At 48.4% G+C, this 15,966-nt stretch carries 14 protein-coding genes and 1 pseudogene; 9 read left to right on the top strand and 6 right to left on the bottom strand.

Annotated features, from left to right (window positions below; genetic code table 11):
• The first annotated feature begins 72 nt into the window (after positions 1–72).
• Positions 73–987: a cysteine synthase A gene (gene cysK, locus ACFYU8_RS11340; protein WP_390298340.1), complete on the top strand. Its 915-nt coding sequence runs from the start codon at positions 73–75 to the stop codon at positions 985–987.
• A 14-nt stretch (positions 988–1,001) separates the two neighbouring features.
• Positions 1,002–2,165, top strand: coding sequence for an FAD-dependent monooxygenase (locus tag ACFYU8_RS11335; protein WP_390298337.1), 1,164 nt, complete (start codon positions 1,002–1,004; stop codon positions 2,163–2,165).
• 60 nt (positions 2,166–2,225) lie between these two features.
• On the opposite strand, the gene ACFYU8_RS11330 is transcribed toward ACFYU8_RS11335, so the two are convergent.
• Positions 2,226–3,410, bottom strand: a complete 1,185-nt coding sequence (locus ACFYU8_RS11330) for an amidohydrolase (protein WP_390298334.1) — start codon at positions 3,408–3,410, stop codon at positions 2,226–2,228.
• 241 nt (positions 3,411–3,651) lie between these two features.
• Here ACFYU8_RS11330 and ACFYU8_RS11325 point away from each other — a divergent pair, with 241 nt between their 5' ends.
• Complete coding sequence (locus ACFYU8_RS11325) at positions 3,652–4,983, top strand: ATP-binding protein (RefSeq protein ID WP_390298331.1); 1,332 nt, start codon at positions 3,652–3,654, stop codon at positions 4,981–4,983.
• 74 nt (positions 4,984–5,057) lie between these two features.
• Here ACFYU8_RS11325 and ACFYU8_RS11320 read toward each other — a convergent pair whose 3' ends face one another.
• Together ACFYU8_RS11320 and ACFYU8_RS11315 are read right to left on the bottom strand one after the other, a co-directional pair.
• Positions 5,058–6,245: an MFS transporter gene (locus tag ACFYU8_RS11320; RefSeq protein WP_390298328.1), complete on the bottom strand. Its 1,188-nt coding sequence runs from the start codon at positions 6,243–6,245 to the stop codon at positions 5,058–5,060.
• 124 nt (positions 6,246–6,369) lie between these two features.
• The gene (locus ACFYU8_RS11315) at positions 6,370–7,128 is read right to left on the bottom strand and encodes a TrmB family transcriptional regulator (RefSeq protein WP_390298325.1); all 759 of its coding nucleotides are present in this window, start codon (positions 7,126–7,128) and stop codon (positions 6,370–6,372) included.
• A gap of 399 nt (positions 7,129–7,527) precedes the next feature.
• Here ACFYU8_RS11315 and ACFYU8_RS11310 point away from each other — a divergent pair, with 399 nt between their 5' ends.
• The 6 genes from ACFYU8_RS11310 to ACFYU8_RS11285 all read left to right on the top strand — a co-directional run bounded on the left by ACFYU8_RS11310 (position 7,528) and on the right by ACFYU8_RS11285 (position 13,627).
• Positions 7,528–9,789, top strand: a complete 2,262-nt coding sequence (locus tag ACFYU8_RS11310) for an immune inhibitor A domain-containing protein (RefSeq protein ID WP_390298322.1) — start codon at positions 7,528–7,530, stop codon at positions 9,787–9,789.
• A 199-nt stretch (positions 9,790–9,988) separates the two neighbouring features.
• Complete coding sequence (locus ACFYU8_RS11305) at positions 9,989–10,819, top strand: electron transfer flavoprotein subunit beta/FixA family protein (protein ID WP_390298319.1); 831 nt, start codon at positions 9,989–9,991, stop codon at positions 10,817–10,819.
• Positions 10,816–11,838 (top strand): electron transfer flavoprotein subunit alpha/FixB family protein, encoded by a 1,023-nt coding sequence (locus ACFYU8_RS11300; RefSeq protein WP_390298316.1) that lies wholly within the window; start codon positions 10,816–10,818, stop codon positions 11,836–11,838. The genes ACFYU8_RS11305 and ACFYU8_RS11300 overlap by 4 nt, the downstream gene beginning before the upstream one ends.
• The gene (locus ACFYU8_RS11295) at positions 11,831–13,126 is read left to right on the top strand and encodes an FAD-dependent oxidoreductase (protein WP_390298313.1); all 1,296 of its coding nucleotides are present in this window, start codon (positions 11,831–11,833) and stop codon (positions 13,124–13,126) included. The genes ACFYU8_RS11300 and ACFYU8_RS11295 overlap by 8 nt, the downstream gene beginning before the upstream one ends.
• Positions 13,126–13,422 carry a ferredoxin family protein gene (locus ACFYU8_RS11290; RefSeq protein WP_144619587.1) on the top strand — a complete coding sequence of 99 codons (297 nt, stop codon included), beginning with the start codon at positions 13,126–13,128 and terminating at the stop codon, positions 13,420–13,422. The genes ACFYU8_RS11295 and ACFYU8_RS11290 overlap by 1 nt, the downstream gene beginning before the upstream one ends.
• Before the next feature lie 16 nt (positions 13,423–13,438).
• Positions 13,439–13,627 carry a hypothetical protein gene (locus ACFYU8_RS11285; RefSeq protein ID WP_390298310.1) on the top strand — a complete coding sequence of 63 codons (189 nt, stop codon included), beginning with the start codon at positions 13,439–13,441 and terminating at the stop codon, positions 13,625–13,627.
• Positions 13,628–13,661: 34 nt separating this feature from the next.
• Here ACFYU8_RS11285 and ACFYU8_RS11280 read toward each other — a convergent pair whose 3' ends face one another.
• The 3 genes and pseudogenes from ACFYU8_RS11280 to ACFYU8_RS11270 all read right to left on the bottom strand — a co-directional run.
• A complete protein-coding gene (locus tag ACFYU8_RS11280) occupies positions 13,662–14,054 on the bottom strand; it encodes a M67 family metallopeptidase (RefSeq protein ID WP_390298307.1) in 393 nt (130 codons plus the stop codon).
• Between the two features lie 22 nt (positions 14,055–14,076).
• Positions 14,077–14,259, bottom strand: coding sequence for a hypothetical protein (locus ACFYU8_RS11275; protein WP_390298304.1), 183 nt, complete (start codon positions 14,257–14,259; stop codon positions 14,077–14,079).
• An 83-nt stretch (positions 14,260–14,342) separates the two neighbouring features.
• Positions 14,343–15,966 (bottom strand): annotated as a pseudogene (locus ACFYU8_RS11270) (hypothetical protein); the annotation flags it as partial.

The raw sequence follows: 15,966 nt of genomic DNA, 5'->3' as shown, positions 1-15,966 counted from the left end.
CGGAAAAATTATATTATTCTTATAGTATTACTAAGAAATATTCATTAAGGCAAATTTTCCAGGAGGAGTACGATGAGCGTCTACCAGAACATTACCGAATTGATTGGAAATACGCCGATTGTTCGACTGAGGCGCATGGTTCCTGAAGGAGCAGCAGAAGTTTTTGTGAAGCTGGAGAAATTCAATCCGTCCGGGAGTGTGAAGGACCGCGCTGCCTACAATCTGATTTTGACGGCTGAGCAAGCGGGACTGATCCAACCGGGGGATACGATCATAGAGCCGACGAGCGGCAATACCGGAATCGGCTTGGCGATGAATGCCGCAGCAAAAGGCTATCGGGCGATTTTGGTCATGCCTGACAATATGTCGAAGGAACGGATCAATATTTTGAAAGCGTATGGGGCAGAGGTTGTTTTGACACCGAGCGAGCTGAGGATGCCGGGGGCGATTGCCAAAGCGCAGGAGCTGCAAAAAGAGATTCCACGCAGCTTTATTCCTCAGCAATTTGAGAATCAGGCCAACCCGGACATTCATCGAACGACGACGGCTGAGGAAATTTATTCGCAAACGAATGGTCGACTGGATGCGTTTGTCGCCACAGCTGGGACGGGTGGGACGATTACCGGAACAGGCGAAGCGTTGCGCGAAAAGCTCCCGGAGCTGTATATCGCTGTCGTCGAACCAAAAGGCTCCCCGGTTCTGTCAGGCGGAAAGCCTGGTCCACATAAACTGGTAGGCACGAGCCCTGGTTTTGTCCCACAAATCCTCAATACAAGCATCTATAATGAAATCATTCAAATCGCAGACGAAGACGCCCTGCAAAGCATGCGGCAGCTTGCAGCGTTGGAAGGGATTCTCGTCGGACCTTCATCGGGTGCCGCGGTCTTTGCTGCCATCACGATTGCAAAAAGGCTGGGAGTGGGAAAGCGGGTCGTTTGCATTGCGCCTGATACAGGGGAGCGGTATTTGAGTATGAATCTTTTCTAATAGGAGAAAAGGCGATGAGCAACGAAAAACACGCGGTGATCATCGGGGCTGGGTTGAGCGGGCTCGCATCAGCGCTTGCCTTGAAGCAAATGGGCTGGCAAGTGACGCTTTATGAGCAGGCAAAAGAGCATAAAGGCATCGGTGCTGGAATCGTTTTGGCTGCCAATGCCATGAAGGCATTGGATAAGCTGGGAGTTGGACAGGAAGTACGCGAGCTTGGGGCAGCTGTCCGCTCCGCACGAATTCGCGACTGGAAGGGCAATTTGTTAGTCGAGCTGCCTGTTGCGGAACAAGCAGAACGGTACGGGGCTGACAGCTACTTGATTCATCGCGCGGATTTACAGCAGGCACTATTGGCAAAAGTCTCGACGCTGGAATTTGTTTTGGGCAAGCAGCTCATTTCTTTTTCGCAAGAAGAGGAAGGGGTTCAAGCCGTTTTTGCAGATGGGTCAAGTGCACATGGGGCGATTCTGATCGGAGCGGACGGCATACACTCTCGTGTTCGGAAGAAGCTGTTCGGTGAAGAGTCGATGAGATACTCTGGGTACACGGCGATTCGCGGGATTGCTACTTACCAAGACCCTCGTTATCCACTGGAATCAGGAGGAGGCTTTGAAGCATGGGGCAGGGGGATTCGCTTCGGGTTTTCCCATATCGGCAACAATCGAATTCATTGGTTTGCCGCCATCAATGCACCTGAGGGAGAAAAAGATGGGCCGCTGGGCCGGAAGCGAGAGACTTTGCACCGATTGGACGGCTGGTATGAGCCAGTACGTGCGGTGATTGAGGCAACAGAGGATGCAGCCATCTTGCGGCATGATATTTACGACCGTACACCACTCAAGAGATGGAGTGAGGGCCGGGTTACATTAGTAGGCGATGCAGCACATCCGATGCTGCCGAACCTAGGTCAAGGGGCGGGTCAGGGAATGGAAGACGCACTCGTGCTGGCCAGATGCTTGGCAGAAAACGACAAGGACTCGGCTCATGCTTTGCGTATGTATGAAGAGCTACGGAAGAAGCGGGCGAATGCGATTGTGAAAGGTTCCCGCTTGATGGGAGCAGTTACCCAATGGGAAAATCCACTGGCCGTCGCGGCACGTCATTTCATGCTAAAAACGATCCCTGCCCGTATCCAGAGTAGAAGACTGGACTGGATTGTCGGTCACGAGGTGTGAGTACGGCGGCTGCAAAAAAAGGCAAGGAGCATGAGGCCCTTGCCTTTTAACATCGATCGCTTATTGATGACGTGCCTGATAGGCAAGTAATGCTGCAATGAATAACTGACCAGTTTGAATCATAGAGCGCTCATCGACATCGAATTTGGGATGATGATGCGGATACGTCGCCTGGATCTCCGGGTTGCGTCCACCGACCATGAAGAAGGTAGCGGGGCGCTCTTGGGCAAAGTAAGCAAAATCCTCTCCGCCCATGCCTGGTGGGATTTTTAGTACGCGCTCCTCACCAAAAATACGTTTGGCTTCTACTGCAAGTAGCGGAGTCTCTGTCTCATCGTTCCAAGTAGCTGGGTAGCCGCGTTGGTACATGATTTCGCAAGTAGCGCCGACTGCCTGGCAGCTGGCTTCCACGATACGGTTCAGAGATTGCTCGACAGCGACTCTTACTTCCTCGTCATACGTGCGGACCGTCCCTTTGAGCCTCACTAGATCAGGAATGACGTTGAACGCTTCGCCCCCGCCCACGAAGGAGCAAACAGACAGGACAACTTGTTTCAGCGGATCTACCTGACGGCTGGCAATCTGCTGCAAATTCATGACAACCTGACTACCCAATACGATTGGATCAATAGAGGTATGAGGATAAGCGCCGTGACCGCCTTTTCCGTACAGAACGATCTCGAAGCTGTCTGCTGCTGCCGTAATGTAGCCATGACCGATCCCGACAGTGCCTACGGGAAGCTCTGAGGCGACGTGCGCGCCATACACAACATCGACTCCCTCGAGGCAACCCGCCTCCACCATGGCTTTGGCGCCACCAGGTGGCAGTTCTTCCGCGAATTGATGTAGGAATACCACATTTCCTGGGAGCTCGTCGCGAAACTCACTCAACACTTGCGCGACTCCCAAAAGTCCGGAGGTATGTATATCGTGACCGCACGCGTGCATGACGCCAGGAATGCGAGACTTATACGGTACTTCTTTTTCATCTTGAATGGGCAAGGCATCGAAGTCAGCACGCAACGCCACTGTTTTTCCTGGCTTTCCACCCCTCAAGAGACCGACAACTCCCATGCCGCCGACACCGGTTTGTACTTCTATACCAAAAGAAGCCAGCTTGTCCGCAACTTTCTTCGCTGTGTTTTCCTCCTGAAAGGAAAGCTCGGGATACATATGCAAATCACGTCTGAATGAAACAAGCTCTGGATAAATCTCCTGCAGTCGGGCAAACCATTTTTCTTCCATCGAACCCACTCCTTTTTCCTAGGGAAAGAGATTGGTATTTCGTATTCGTCTTATTATAAAAATATTCCGAATCATAATTCAATGTATGATTTCGAGAACTATAATGAAGCTAAATTCATATTATGTAGACATTTCCAGTAGAAATCTCTAGAATATTAGAGAGACATGTTCAAAAAGTCGTGTTTTTAGTACAACTGCGTAATCAAAAGACTACTTTTTGAACAGATGGATTGAGGAGATTATGACGAGTCCAACACAACCAAAAAATCCTAGAGTACTACTCATTATGCTCATTTCTGGCATCCTTGTTTTGATCTTGACTTGTGTAAGCATCGCGATTTCCTATTTCAATACGATTCAATCCGTCCGACTCTCCATTGCGAATCAAAGCATGAAAGCTGCTTCTACAGTAGCAGACAGTCTAGATGTTGACGCGTATCAGGAGTTTTTACGAAATCCGGTAAAAGAGACGCCCGCCTATAAACGAATCGAACAGCAATTGAATCAAGCGCGTGAGCAGTTCGGTCTGCTGTATTTATACACGATTCAAGTCAATGAAGACAGGCAGAGTGGTCGCGCGATGATCGTCGCAAGGCCTCCAAATGCGAAGCAAAATTTTGATATCGGTATGCCTATTGTTCTATCTTCTAAGCACATTCAAATGATTTACGAAGGATCATCAACGTACTACTCAGAGATTATCAGGGATCCAGATTACGGGGTCTACATGTCTGCTGGCGCGCCGCTTAGAGATAGAGAAGGAAGAATCATCGGAATCATCGGAGTAGATACGGACGTAGCCATCATCGAGGACATTGGAAATGATGTCGTTCGTAGTAGCATTCCTGTTTTTGCGATTCAAGGTTTGTTTGTCGTCGTACTGATCTTCCTGGTTCTTTGCATGGAACGCTGGTACCAACGCGCTATCAAGGCAGCAGTTGGCGAAACGGAAGAAACCTATCAGGATGAATTGCGCTCCGTCATTTGTTCGATGCGCTCCATACGCCATGATTTCGTCAATCACATGCAAGTGCTCTATGGTTTGATCGAATGCGGATATTATCCAAAAGCACGGGATTACGTGCAGTCGTTGCTGAAAGAAACCAAGCTTCTGGACCTCACCGTGAGGTTTGCGAACCCTGCCTTAATGGTATTGCTTCACACCAAATGGGAGCAGGCTAAATCCAAACAAATCGTGATGCAATTTGAAGAATGTTCTGATCCACTCGATAGCATTCCATCCATTGATCTGATCAAAATTTTATCGAATCTTATTGATAATGCGATTGAAGCGGCTGATCTAGCGGATGGGGAAAAGCGAATCAGCATTTATTTTTGCTGTGATGAAGAACAGGTTGTTTTCCGCGTTGAAAATACAGGACCGGAAATAACGCCAGAACAACGTGCGCGCATTTTCGAGAATGGATTTACAACGAAAACAGAGAAAAAATGCGGCGCGCGCGGAACGGGTCTGACGATCGTAGACGCAGTCGTTCACAAGTACAAGGGGAAAATTGAGGTTTGGTCCGAGCGGGGAATCACGAGATTTACCGTCCGGTTGCCTGTGAAATAGGCTAGTAACGAAAACATTCTAGGAAGAAAAGAAAAGCCGTCAATTCATTGACGGCTTTTTGCTTTTGCAATTCGCTATGCATTTTTGCCTGGCACTGGCTGTGCGATTTGGCTATCCTGAGCTTGAAATGGACGTGAGATCGAGTAGAAAGCAAAACCGAACGAAAGCAGGACGAACACTGCTCCAACCCAAGGCGTGTAGATAACGGATGACCGTTCGACGACGAGACCGCCAGCCAGAGAACCAAGGGCGATACCTAAATGCTGGGCAGAAGTGTTCAAGCTTAATTGAATGTCTGCGGTAGCAGGTGAGCAGGAGATCAAATAGTTTTGCTGTGCTGGCGAGATAGCCCAGCTAAGCGCACTCCAAATGACCATGATGGGCAAGAACAAATACAGCGAACCTGTAAAAAACGGCAAGATACACATGATCAAGCCAAACACCGGAATAATGAACAGGATGCTCTTGGTTGCTCCCCATTTGTCTGAAATCCAACCGCCAATACCACCGCCTGCAACGGCAGCAATCCCGAACAAGAGATAAATCCAGCTCAATGTCGTTCCGGCCACATTCATCGTCGTTTGCAGATAAGGAGTAAAGTATGCATACAGCGTCAAGTGACCTGTCAGCATTAACAAGACGATAAACAATGCGCTGAATAGCTTGCCGCTACGGAGGGTAGTGATTTGATCACGCAACGGAATCGGCGGTGCAGTTTGAACTTTTGGCAAAAACATGAAGATAAAAATCATCGCAACGACACTAAGAGCCGCAATCAGCCAAAACGGGGCACGCCATCCGAAGGCATTGCCCAGAGCCAGTCCGACAGGGACGCCGAGAACGAGTGAACCGCTAATCCCCATGAAAATAACGCCGATGGCACGACCGCGATAGGCAGGTTCCACAAGATTCGTCGCAATGGTAATCGACATTACAATCAGGATGGAACTGCTTGCTGCGCTCAAGATGCGCGCCGTCATTAATACAGCGTAGCTCGGACTAAGTGCTGCGAGCACATTACTCAAGAAAAAGGCGGCTAAGGCATACAAGTATAGCTTTTTGCGCTCAACACGCCGCGTAACATGCAGGAGTAGAGGAGCGGCAACAGCAAATGCAAGCGAGAAAATGGTGATTAATTGTCCGGCAGCGCTAATCGATACCTGAAGATCACGAGCAATCAGATCGAGGGTACCACCGATAATCAATTCCACCGTACCTACGACAAAGGTAGCAATCGCTAGGATGAAGACACGTGGATTCAAAACAATAGCTCCTCTCAAGTGAAAAGGTTACTACCATAATAGTAACCTTTTTTGTCGTGTGCAACTAGAAATTTCTCCATATAAATAGAAAAGACTCTGGCCAAAAGCCAAAGTCCAGGTATTGTCAGTAACGGAGACGGATGATCATCTTGCGGATTTCTTCATCGTCAAAAAGTTGATCCACATATTTTTGGGTGATTTTTGTCAGCGCGACATCATGGTAAAAAGAATCGGCAAAAAATTTGACGAACGGTTGACCGCGTGTCTTGATCGCATGCCAGCCCGTGTCTTCCTCTCCTGCAAAAATCATTTCATCTTGATCTGCTACGATTAGCTGATAGCGCTCCAATCCTTGATGCTCTTGCACAGGGATAAAGGAATGAACACAGGAAAGCTTGGTGTTAATCTGCCCGATCACCAAGGCTTCGATCTCCACCCCTTCCTTTTCTTTCATCTCCAGTAGAGGTACATACTCCAAAAAATCATCGGACCAGGCAGAGATGCGAATAGACCGTGTTGCTCGTTGGATCAATTGTTTGCATTCCGCGCGTATCGATTCGTCAACCTTCAAGCTCCAGACCCTGTCATCGCGTACGGTTTTATGAGAAAGCGAGCTGGTCAAGTTTTTGACGTCCGTTTGAAATTGTCGGGTCAGCTTTTCTACCAGGCTGTCCAGAGGAAGGGCTGTATACCGCTTTTTCTTTTCCGATACGGTGTCAAGGACCATCCCCTTCTCGACCAGACGATTCAACACTTCGTAAATTTTCGCCTTCGGCACCCCCGAATGCTTCACGACCATTGCCGCATCGAGAGGCTCACCGCTAGACGCCAACGCTTCATAAACTTTACTCTCATACAGAGAAAAACCAAATGTTTGCAGCATTAAAATCCTCCATGGGAAAACACGAGCATTTTTATTTGATCGTACCGATAATCGAGTTGTTTTGCAAGGAAGAGGAGGAGACGAAAGGAATCATTTACCGAAAAATATCGAGTTTTTTCGACAAAATTCGCAATATTTTTTGTAGGTCTTTAGACGGTAGACACACCAAGCATATATCAAATAGAGACCCTATGCATAAATGATCAGCCGAAAATTCGGCACTTGTTGCAAGTAGGTCGATAGCCTTATTGAGCAATTTCTTTTGAACGGGAAGGTTTTTTTGTCGAAGGAAAAAATTTGGCAAAGATTACGTATCGCGTAATAATTAAGAATAGTCGGAACTGGGGGTTTGATTATTCCGATGCATCACAAATAGATAGAAAAAGAGGGTGAACCGTAGTGAAGAAAGGCAAGAAGCTCTTATCCGTTTTATTTTCCTCCTCACTCGTGCTCAGTACTTTCGTGGCTGCACCTACAGCTGGTTTGGCCAAATCAAAAGAGGACAAGCATGATCTGCATGTAGACTTGTCCACTGTTAACCTGGAGCGACTGATTAAAGGGTTAATCGAGCAGGGAATCATTGATGAAGACGCTGATCAGGAAGAGATTGACGAGGCGCTGCTCGAGTACTTGGAAGACAAAAAAGTACCGCACGGCATTGACGAATCCAGTTCTTACGGTAAGGAAGCGAGCAGAGGTCAGCAGGCAGCTTTGGCTGAGGCTGTGCAAAAAGTGGCTGAGATGGAGGACGGCGATGAATTGCGTTCTTCCAAACGTCTACATACCGATAACATCGTTGTTGCTCTTATTGAGTTTCCAGATCGGGAGCATAACCAATTACCAAAAGTGAGTGACTCGCTTTGGACGGAAGACTTCAACGAAAAGCATTATAAAGAGATGCTGTTTGATCAGAAGGGGTACGAAACTCCTGAAGGAATCAGCATGACAACAATGTCGAAATACTTCTATCTGCAATCGGGAAGATCGTGGACAGTTGATGGTGTGGTAACGCCGTGGCAAATGGCAGAGAATGGCTACAAGTATTATGGAGAAAACTCCAAGGCCGGTGACGATTCCAATCCGCGCGATCTGGTAATCGAGACGCTTGCGGCAGTTGGGGAATCCATTGCTGGGAAAGAGGAATTGTACGATCAACGCGATCCCTATGACTTTGATGGCGATGGTGACCTGATGGAGCCGGATGGCAATCTGGACAACCTCATGCTCGTTCATGCAGGGATTGGAGAAGAGACAGGGGAAGATCCAGATGCGATCTGGTCTCACCGTTGGACCTTGAAAAAACCAGTGGATATTCCAGGCACAAGCCTCAAAGCGTTTGATTACATGATCCAACCTGAAGATGGCGCACCAGGTGTATTCACTCACGAATACGGACACAATCTCGGTTTGCCAGACTTGTATGACACGTCAAGAGCCGGAAAAGATTCGCCAGTAGGCGCTTGGTCCCTCATGTCGTCCGGTAGCCATACAGGTAAAGTCTTCCAAACGGAACCGACAGGCCTTGATCCTTGGTCCAAAATGGTTCTGCAACAAATGTTTGGCGGCAACTGGATTGCTCCGACTGTTCTGGACTACAAGGATGTAGAAAAACGCAAGAGAACAGTTCCGCTCATTGATGCGAGCAGCACCGAGAAAAGCGGAAAAGTCGTTAAGCTGAATATGCCGAAAGTTGAAAAGAAACCGCCGGTTGAGCCAAAAGATGGTGGATACGCATACTTCTCGGATGAAGGCAACAAACTGAACACCAAAATGACTTCCGATGTGATCGATTTGACTGGGGTTAGCTCCGCAACGATGAAATTCGATTCGTGGAGAAGCATTGAGGAAGGTTATGACTACCTGAACGTCAATGTGATCGATGCGGATACAGGTGAGAAAAAAGAAGTGCAGAAATTCGATGATGTAACAAAAGGCTGGGACAAAGAAGAAATCAGCCTGAATGAGTTTGTCGGTAAAAAAGTGCAAGTCGAGTTTAACTATGTGACTGACACTGCTTACGTGTTGGACGGCTTCTATCTCGATAACTTTGAAGTAGAGGCAGATGGACAAGTCATCTTCGCGGATGATGCAGAGGGTGAGAAGAAGTTCAAATTGGATGGCTTCGTCCACTTCGATGGAAAAGGTAAAATGTACGATGCGTACTACCTGGTTGAGCTGCGCTCTCACGAAGGAATTGACGCTGGACTGAAGTACTTCCGCCGCAACGACTCCTTCTTCACGTATGATCCAGGTATGGTGATCTGGTACTTTGATGGTCGCTTCGAAAGAACCCGTGACAACAATACGAGCCAGCATCCAGGCTACGGCTTGCTCGGTGTAGTAGATGCCCATCAGGAAGTACGTTACTGGAACAATGATGAGGGTAACAAAAAGGCAATTGCAGACTCCCGTTATCAGGTGAACGATGCTGCGTTTAGTCCTAACAAAACATCTGGAATGGATCTGGATTACATTTTTGGAACGATGCAATACGAGCCGTTAAAAGGCGTTAAGGAGTTTGACGACAGTGAGGACTACTCGATGCCGGAAGTACCGGAAGTCGGAAAAATCCTGCAGCAAATCGGCTTGCAAATCAAGCTGAAAAAAGTAGACAAAAAGTTCACGGAGGCTTCGGTTGAGTTCTCCATTGACAAAGATTAATCCATAAGCCAAAAGACGCCACACAGCGCCAAGCTGATGTTTGGCGTCTTTTTCGTTTCTATGATTAGTGGTCTAAGCTCGGCTAAATCGCAATAGGCTATAACAATGAACGACAAGCTGCCTGAGGTAATTGCGCGTAAGAAAGACTACCTTTTGTACAGGCATAGGAATCGCGCCCGGCAGCAAGGGGGGATTAATCATGCTGCATATTGTCGCTTGCATTAAGCAAGTGCCGGACACCAAAATCATCAAGATGAATCCGAAGACAAATACGATGGACCGCGCCAGTGCGCCAGCCATTCTCAATCCGTATGACGCACATGCGGTGGAAGAAGCCGTTCGGTTGAAAAATCGATATGGGGGTGTGGTCTCGGTCGTTACGATGGGACCGCCACCAGCGGTGAAGGCCATTCGGAAATGTATCGAGATCGGAGCTGACGCCGGCTATCTGGTAACGGATCGTGCATTTGCCGGAGCAGACACATTGGCGACCAGCTATGCGATTACCAAAGCCATTGAGAAGATTGCAGAAAGCCAGCCAGTAGACCTTGTCATTTGTGGGAAGATGACCATCGACGGTGATACGGGACAAGTCGGACCGGGTGTCGCCAGACGATTGGATATTCCGCCGCTTACGTGTGTGAAAAAAGTAGTGGAGATAAACAAAGAGCAAGGTTACGCCATCGTGCATCGAAAGCTGGAGGATGGTTATGAAGTCATACAGTCGACCTTGCCTTGTTTGTTTTCCGTGGAGAAGGAGATTAACGAGGTGCCCTATTCTCCGCTGCCCAACATGCTTCGAGCTGCAAGATATAATCCCGTCGTCTGGTCCGTCGATGACTTGAGGGATATCGATCGAACGCAGTTAGGACTGAAGGGCTCTCCTACCATCGTCGCAAAAGTTTGGCCCCCAGAGAAGCCAAAGGGTGGCGAAATGCTCGAAGGTAGTGCCAGCGAGCAGATCGCACGCTTGATGGAAATTTTGCACGATAAACAGCGAATGTTTCGGGTGAAGGAGGAGCAGATATGAATCTAGATGATTTTCGTGGCATCTGGGTGTATGTAGAGGTGAGTGACGGCCGTATCGCGCCTGTATCACTCGAGCTGCTGGGGGCGGGAAGACAAATGGCTGACAAGCGAGGCGTGCCGCTTGCTGGCTTGTTAATCGGAGATGGAGTCAGGGAGTTGGCCCACGCTGTGTTTCCATACGGTGCGGACCAAGTGTATGTATACGATCACAAGATTTTTCATAATTACCGAACGGAGTCCTACATGCGGGCAGTCATCGAATGTGTCCAAAAGCACAAGCCCGAAATCATCTTGTACGGGGCAACTTCAACCGGAAAAGATTTGGCGAGCGCTGTCGCGACGGACTTGGAGACAGGCCTGACCGCGGATACTACCATGCTCGATGTGAACGCGGAGACAGGTTTATTGGAGGCAAGCCGTCCGGCGTTTGGCGGCAACATCATGGCGACTATTTTGTGCAAAAAACATCGACCGCAAATGGCGACCGTGCGCCCAAAAGTCATGAAAGCTCTTGAGCCAGAGGAGTCACGTACAGGAGAGATCATCGAAGAAATCATGGAGCTGCGTGAAGAAGACATTCGCACAAAAGTACTGAAAATCGTCCGGGAGACGAAGGAAAAGGTGCGGCTGGATGAGGCTGATGTGATCGTCGCTGGTGGAAAGGGACTCGGAAACAAGGACGGCTTTGCGCTCATTCATCGCTTCGCAGAGCGAATAGGGGCAACCGTCGGGGCCAGCAGAGATGCGGTGGAAGCAGGATGGATCGATCATGAACATCAGGTAGGACAGACGGGAGTGACTGTCACGCCCAAAATTTACTTTGCTATCGGCATATCGGGAGCTATCCAGCATTTGGTCGGCATGCGCAACTCGGGATTGATCATTGCCATCAATAAAGACCCGAATGCACTCATCTTCCAGTCTTGTCACTACGGTATTGTCGGTGATGCTTTTGAAATTGTGCCATTGCTCATTGAAGCATTCCAAAAGGAGCCGGACAAGGAGGTAACGTATGGCTGAGAAATTTGATGTGATTATTGTCGGAGCAGGTCCGGCTGGAACCGCTTGTGCTTATACGCTTGCCAAAGCGGGTGTAAATGTACTGTTGATGGAGCGCGGAGAATATCCGGGTTCCAAAAATGTCATGGGAGGTGTTTTGTATCGCAAAACGTTGGAAGACATCATCCCCGAATTTTACAAAGAGGCGCCTGTTGAACGGCCGATAGTCGAGCAGCGGTTCATGATGCTCGATAAGGAATCAGCCATTAATTTCAGCTATAAGGGCATGGAGTGGGCCCAGGAACCCTATAACAATTTCACGGTGCTGCGGGCAAAATTTGACCAGTGGTTTGCAGATAAAGCCGTGCAGCAGGGAGCGCTTTTGCTCAATGAGACAGTTGCTTTGCAGTGCATTGTGGAAAATGGAAAGGTAGTCGGTGTAAAAACAGATCGACCGGATGGAGATCTATACGCAGATGTTGTCGTTCTAGCAGACGGCGTCAACTCCTTGCTGGCAAAATCGTTAGGTTTCCACAAAGAGTTTCGCCCAGATGAAGTAGCGCTCGCTGTCATGGAAGTACTGAAGCTGGATCGCAAAATAATCGAGGATCGCTTTAACTTGGAGGGCGATCACGGGTGTACGATTGAAATATTCGGGGATTCGACCAAAGGGATTTTGGGGACGGCTTGGTTGTATACGAATAAGGACAGCTTGAATATTGGCGTAGGGACAATGCTGTCGGGTCTGATCAAAAACAAGATCAAGCCGTATGAGTTGTTGGACTATGTGAAGAATCACCCGATGATTCGACCGTATATCCAAGGCTGTGAGCAGCAGGAATACTTGGCGCACCTGATTCCCGAGGGTGGATATCGTTCCATTCCAAAAGTTGTCGGCAATGGTGTACTAGTCGTAGGCGATGCTGCCCAGCTCGTCAATGCGATCCATCGAGAGGGATCGAATATGGCAATGGCATCTGGTGTCATGGCGGCGGAAACGATCCTCGCGGCAAAAGAGGTGGGGGACTATTCCGAAAAAATGCTCGACGGATACCGAATCAATCTGTTGAACAGCTTTGTCGGTCAAGATTTGAAAAAGTATAAGGACGCAACGCATCATTTTGAAAAATTCCCGCAGTATTTCGAACAGTATATTCCGATGATGAACAAAGCGGCGAGTCAGATGTTTACGGTTGATGGCAGCTCGAAATGGAGCAAGCAGAAAAAAATCTGGAACGATCTCGGCTCTGCGAAGGACAAGTGGAAAATGGCGCGTGACTTGATGAATGCGTGGAGGGTGATGAAGTGATGCAGGATCTACCGAAGGGTCAGTCAATCGAGGAGAAACAGTACCTTGTGCGCTTCAAAGCGGATACGGAGTCACATCTGCATGTACTCTCCGCAGATGTTTGTGCGACGCAATGCCCTGAGAAGCTCTGTACGATCTTTTGTCCTGCGGAAGTATACAAATGGGAAGAAGTGCGGATGCACGTCGGTTACGAAGGGTGTCACGAGTGTGGGAGCTGCCGCATTGGTTGTCCGTACGAAAATATCAAATGGGTGTATCCGAAGGGTGGACACGGAATCATCTTCAGACTCGGGTAATGGGCGGCGATGAGCGGTGATACAAGTAGGCGATCTGGTCGTATACGTAAAGGATGGCGCAAAGGGAGTCGTTGTTCATATTGAGGAGGACCGCTTCCAGGTAAAGTGGGAAGATGATTTTGTCAGCTGGGAGAAAAGAGAGTTGTTACTGACCAGCCCATTGGAACATGGCTATCCCTCAAAACAGAAAGAACAGCGGGAGTAAATTCCCACTGTTCTTTTGTTTTGGGTGAATTCGACTATTCGTTACGGACTGAATAAGGAAGCACCCGAGCATAAGCCCCCTCGATTCGAAAACAGCCGAGAACTGGTTGGGGAGACGCGAGCGATACGATGAGATACGCGGCCTCCGGGTAATGACAGTAAGCAATATCTTCAAGTGACGGAATGGGGGGTGCAGTAGGATGGGAGTGATAGATCCCGACCAAATGCTCCCCGCGCAACGCCATTTTGTGGAAAACCTGTTGAATCTGCTTTGGGTCCATAGCAAAGGCGACCGGGCTTTTCAATAAATTTTCCATACGCCAAACCGTCTGTGCACTCCCATTTCTACCGGAAAGCAATCCGCACGTTTCATTTGGCCTCTTCCCCAAGGAATCTCGGATGATTTCATCCCAGACTGCACGGGTCATGGAAAAGGGGGTTTCTATAAGATTAGCCCTGCCAACGCCTGCCGCAGCAACCTCCACTTGTTCTAGTCTGGACGGACGGTTGGACTCTGTGAACCGGACCGGATTTTGGCAATGGTGATGGCGGCATTCTCGATGGACGCTGGGCTGGATGGACTTGATGCTGCTGACGTTGTTGATACAGTGCACGCATTTGTTCAGGTGTCATGGTTTTTCCTCCCTTTCTGGACTGTATTATGTTGTATTCAGGATAGATTCACATGGTAACGGCTCTCGCACATTTTCACTTTTTCAGCGAAACGGGTTGAAGGCGTTGACATTTGGGGGGTAGGGCATCTGCATTTTTACTGGTGTGGAAGATAATTGCTGACTGGAGGGATCGGAGCTTGGCATGAATTGGGTATTTGGTTGGAAGTGGGTGTTTGGCTGGAATCGTGTGTTTGGTTGAAAGTGGGGATTTTGCTGGAATTGACTGAATGCTTTATTCGTTCGAGCTTCTTTTTGAGTGAATTCTTTAATGATTTGCTTGTATTTTTCTTCATTGTTCTGGAGTTCTTTCACCACGTTTTTGAGTCCAGTTATCATCTTCTTCAACACTTGCTCCTGGGATGTAAACTCTTCAATGGCTTTTTCTTTTTCCGTTAACAAGATGTCATATTTTTGGGTTGTTTTCTCCAGGACTTCGTTCCATTTATTTTTTTGGAGAGAGAGGTTCGCGAGCTTTTCATCGGCTTCCTTAAGCTGTTGCTGAACAGCTTTATTACGATCCTGCTCCTTCGCTACTTGCTGTAGTGTTTCTTTTAACTCCGACTGGAGATTCTTAACGGTGCTTTGTGTTCGTTGTATTTCTTCGTCGCGTTTTTGTAGGCTTTGCTGCAATTCTTGCTCATGCAGTGAATGAGATTCGGCCAGCTTTTTATAGTCAGCGATGAGTTGATTTTTCGTCAACCGTACTGCTTCCAGCTCAAGAAGAGCTTCAGTTAATTGGTGAGAAATCTCTTCATGCTTTGCTGTCCAGCTTTGATCGAGATCTGTTGCTTTTTGCAACATCTCATGGCGGGTGGCTTCTAGTTCTTGCTCTCGGGTGTAAAAATCTTGATTCTGCACTTGTAGCTCCTGCTCCCGGGCTTGCAAATCTTGGCTCTGTACCTGGATCTCTTGCTCCTGAGAGAGTAGCGCCTGTTCCAATGTGTTTAGTTCTTGCTCCCGAGTAAGCAACTCCTGTTCACGAGTGTATAGGATATGCTCTTGAGCCTGCAGCTCCTGTTCTTGGTTCTGTAGCTCTTGATCTCGCGCGTTCATATCTTGCTTCATCGTGAGTAACTCTTGCTCGTGGGAGTGGATTTCCTGCTCATGAGAGAGAAGCTCCTGTCCGCGAACCTGTAGCGCTTGCTCTCGGGATTGAAGTCCTTGTTCTTGAACCTGCAACTCCTGGCTCTGAGCCATTAGCGCATCCTTCTGAAAGAGGTTGGCTTGCTCCCAATCACGAAGCTCCTGTTCTTGGGTCTTGAGCTCTTGTTCTTGAACCTGCAATGACTGCGTGTGAGCCTGTAGCTCTTTTCCTTGCGCCTGCAGATCTTGGTCATAATCGTTAAGTTCTTCTTCCCGTGCTTGTAGCTCTCGTGTCTGCGAGAGAAGTACTTGATCTCGCGCCTGTAGCCCTTTCTCGAAAGCGAGCAGATCCTGTTCTTTCGTCTGGAGGTTATGATTTTGTGAGAGGAGTTCTTGCACTCGCGCTTGCAACTCTTGCTCAAGAGAGTAAAGGTCCTGCTCTCGCGCTTGAAGGTATTGCGTCTGAGAGAGAAGGTCTTGCCCTCGCACTTTAAGCCCTTGTTCGAGGATTGTTAGGTCTTGTTCTTTCGTCTCAAGCTCTTGTTCGAGACCGAGAAGGCCCTGTTCCCGTGCATTTAGGTCT

It is taken from the genome of Brevibacillus sp. NPDC003359 (assembly GCF_042878995.1).
GTDB lineage: Bacteria > Bacillota > Bacilli > Brevibacillales > Brevibacillaceae > Brevibacillus.
Note: the sequence above shows the minus strand (reverse complement) of the source record. Positions and strands in the feature narration are given on the sequence as shown.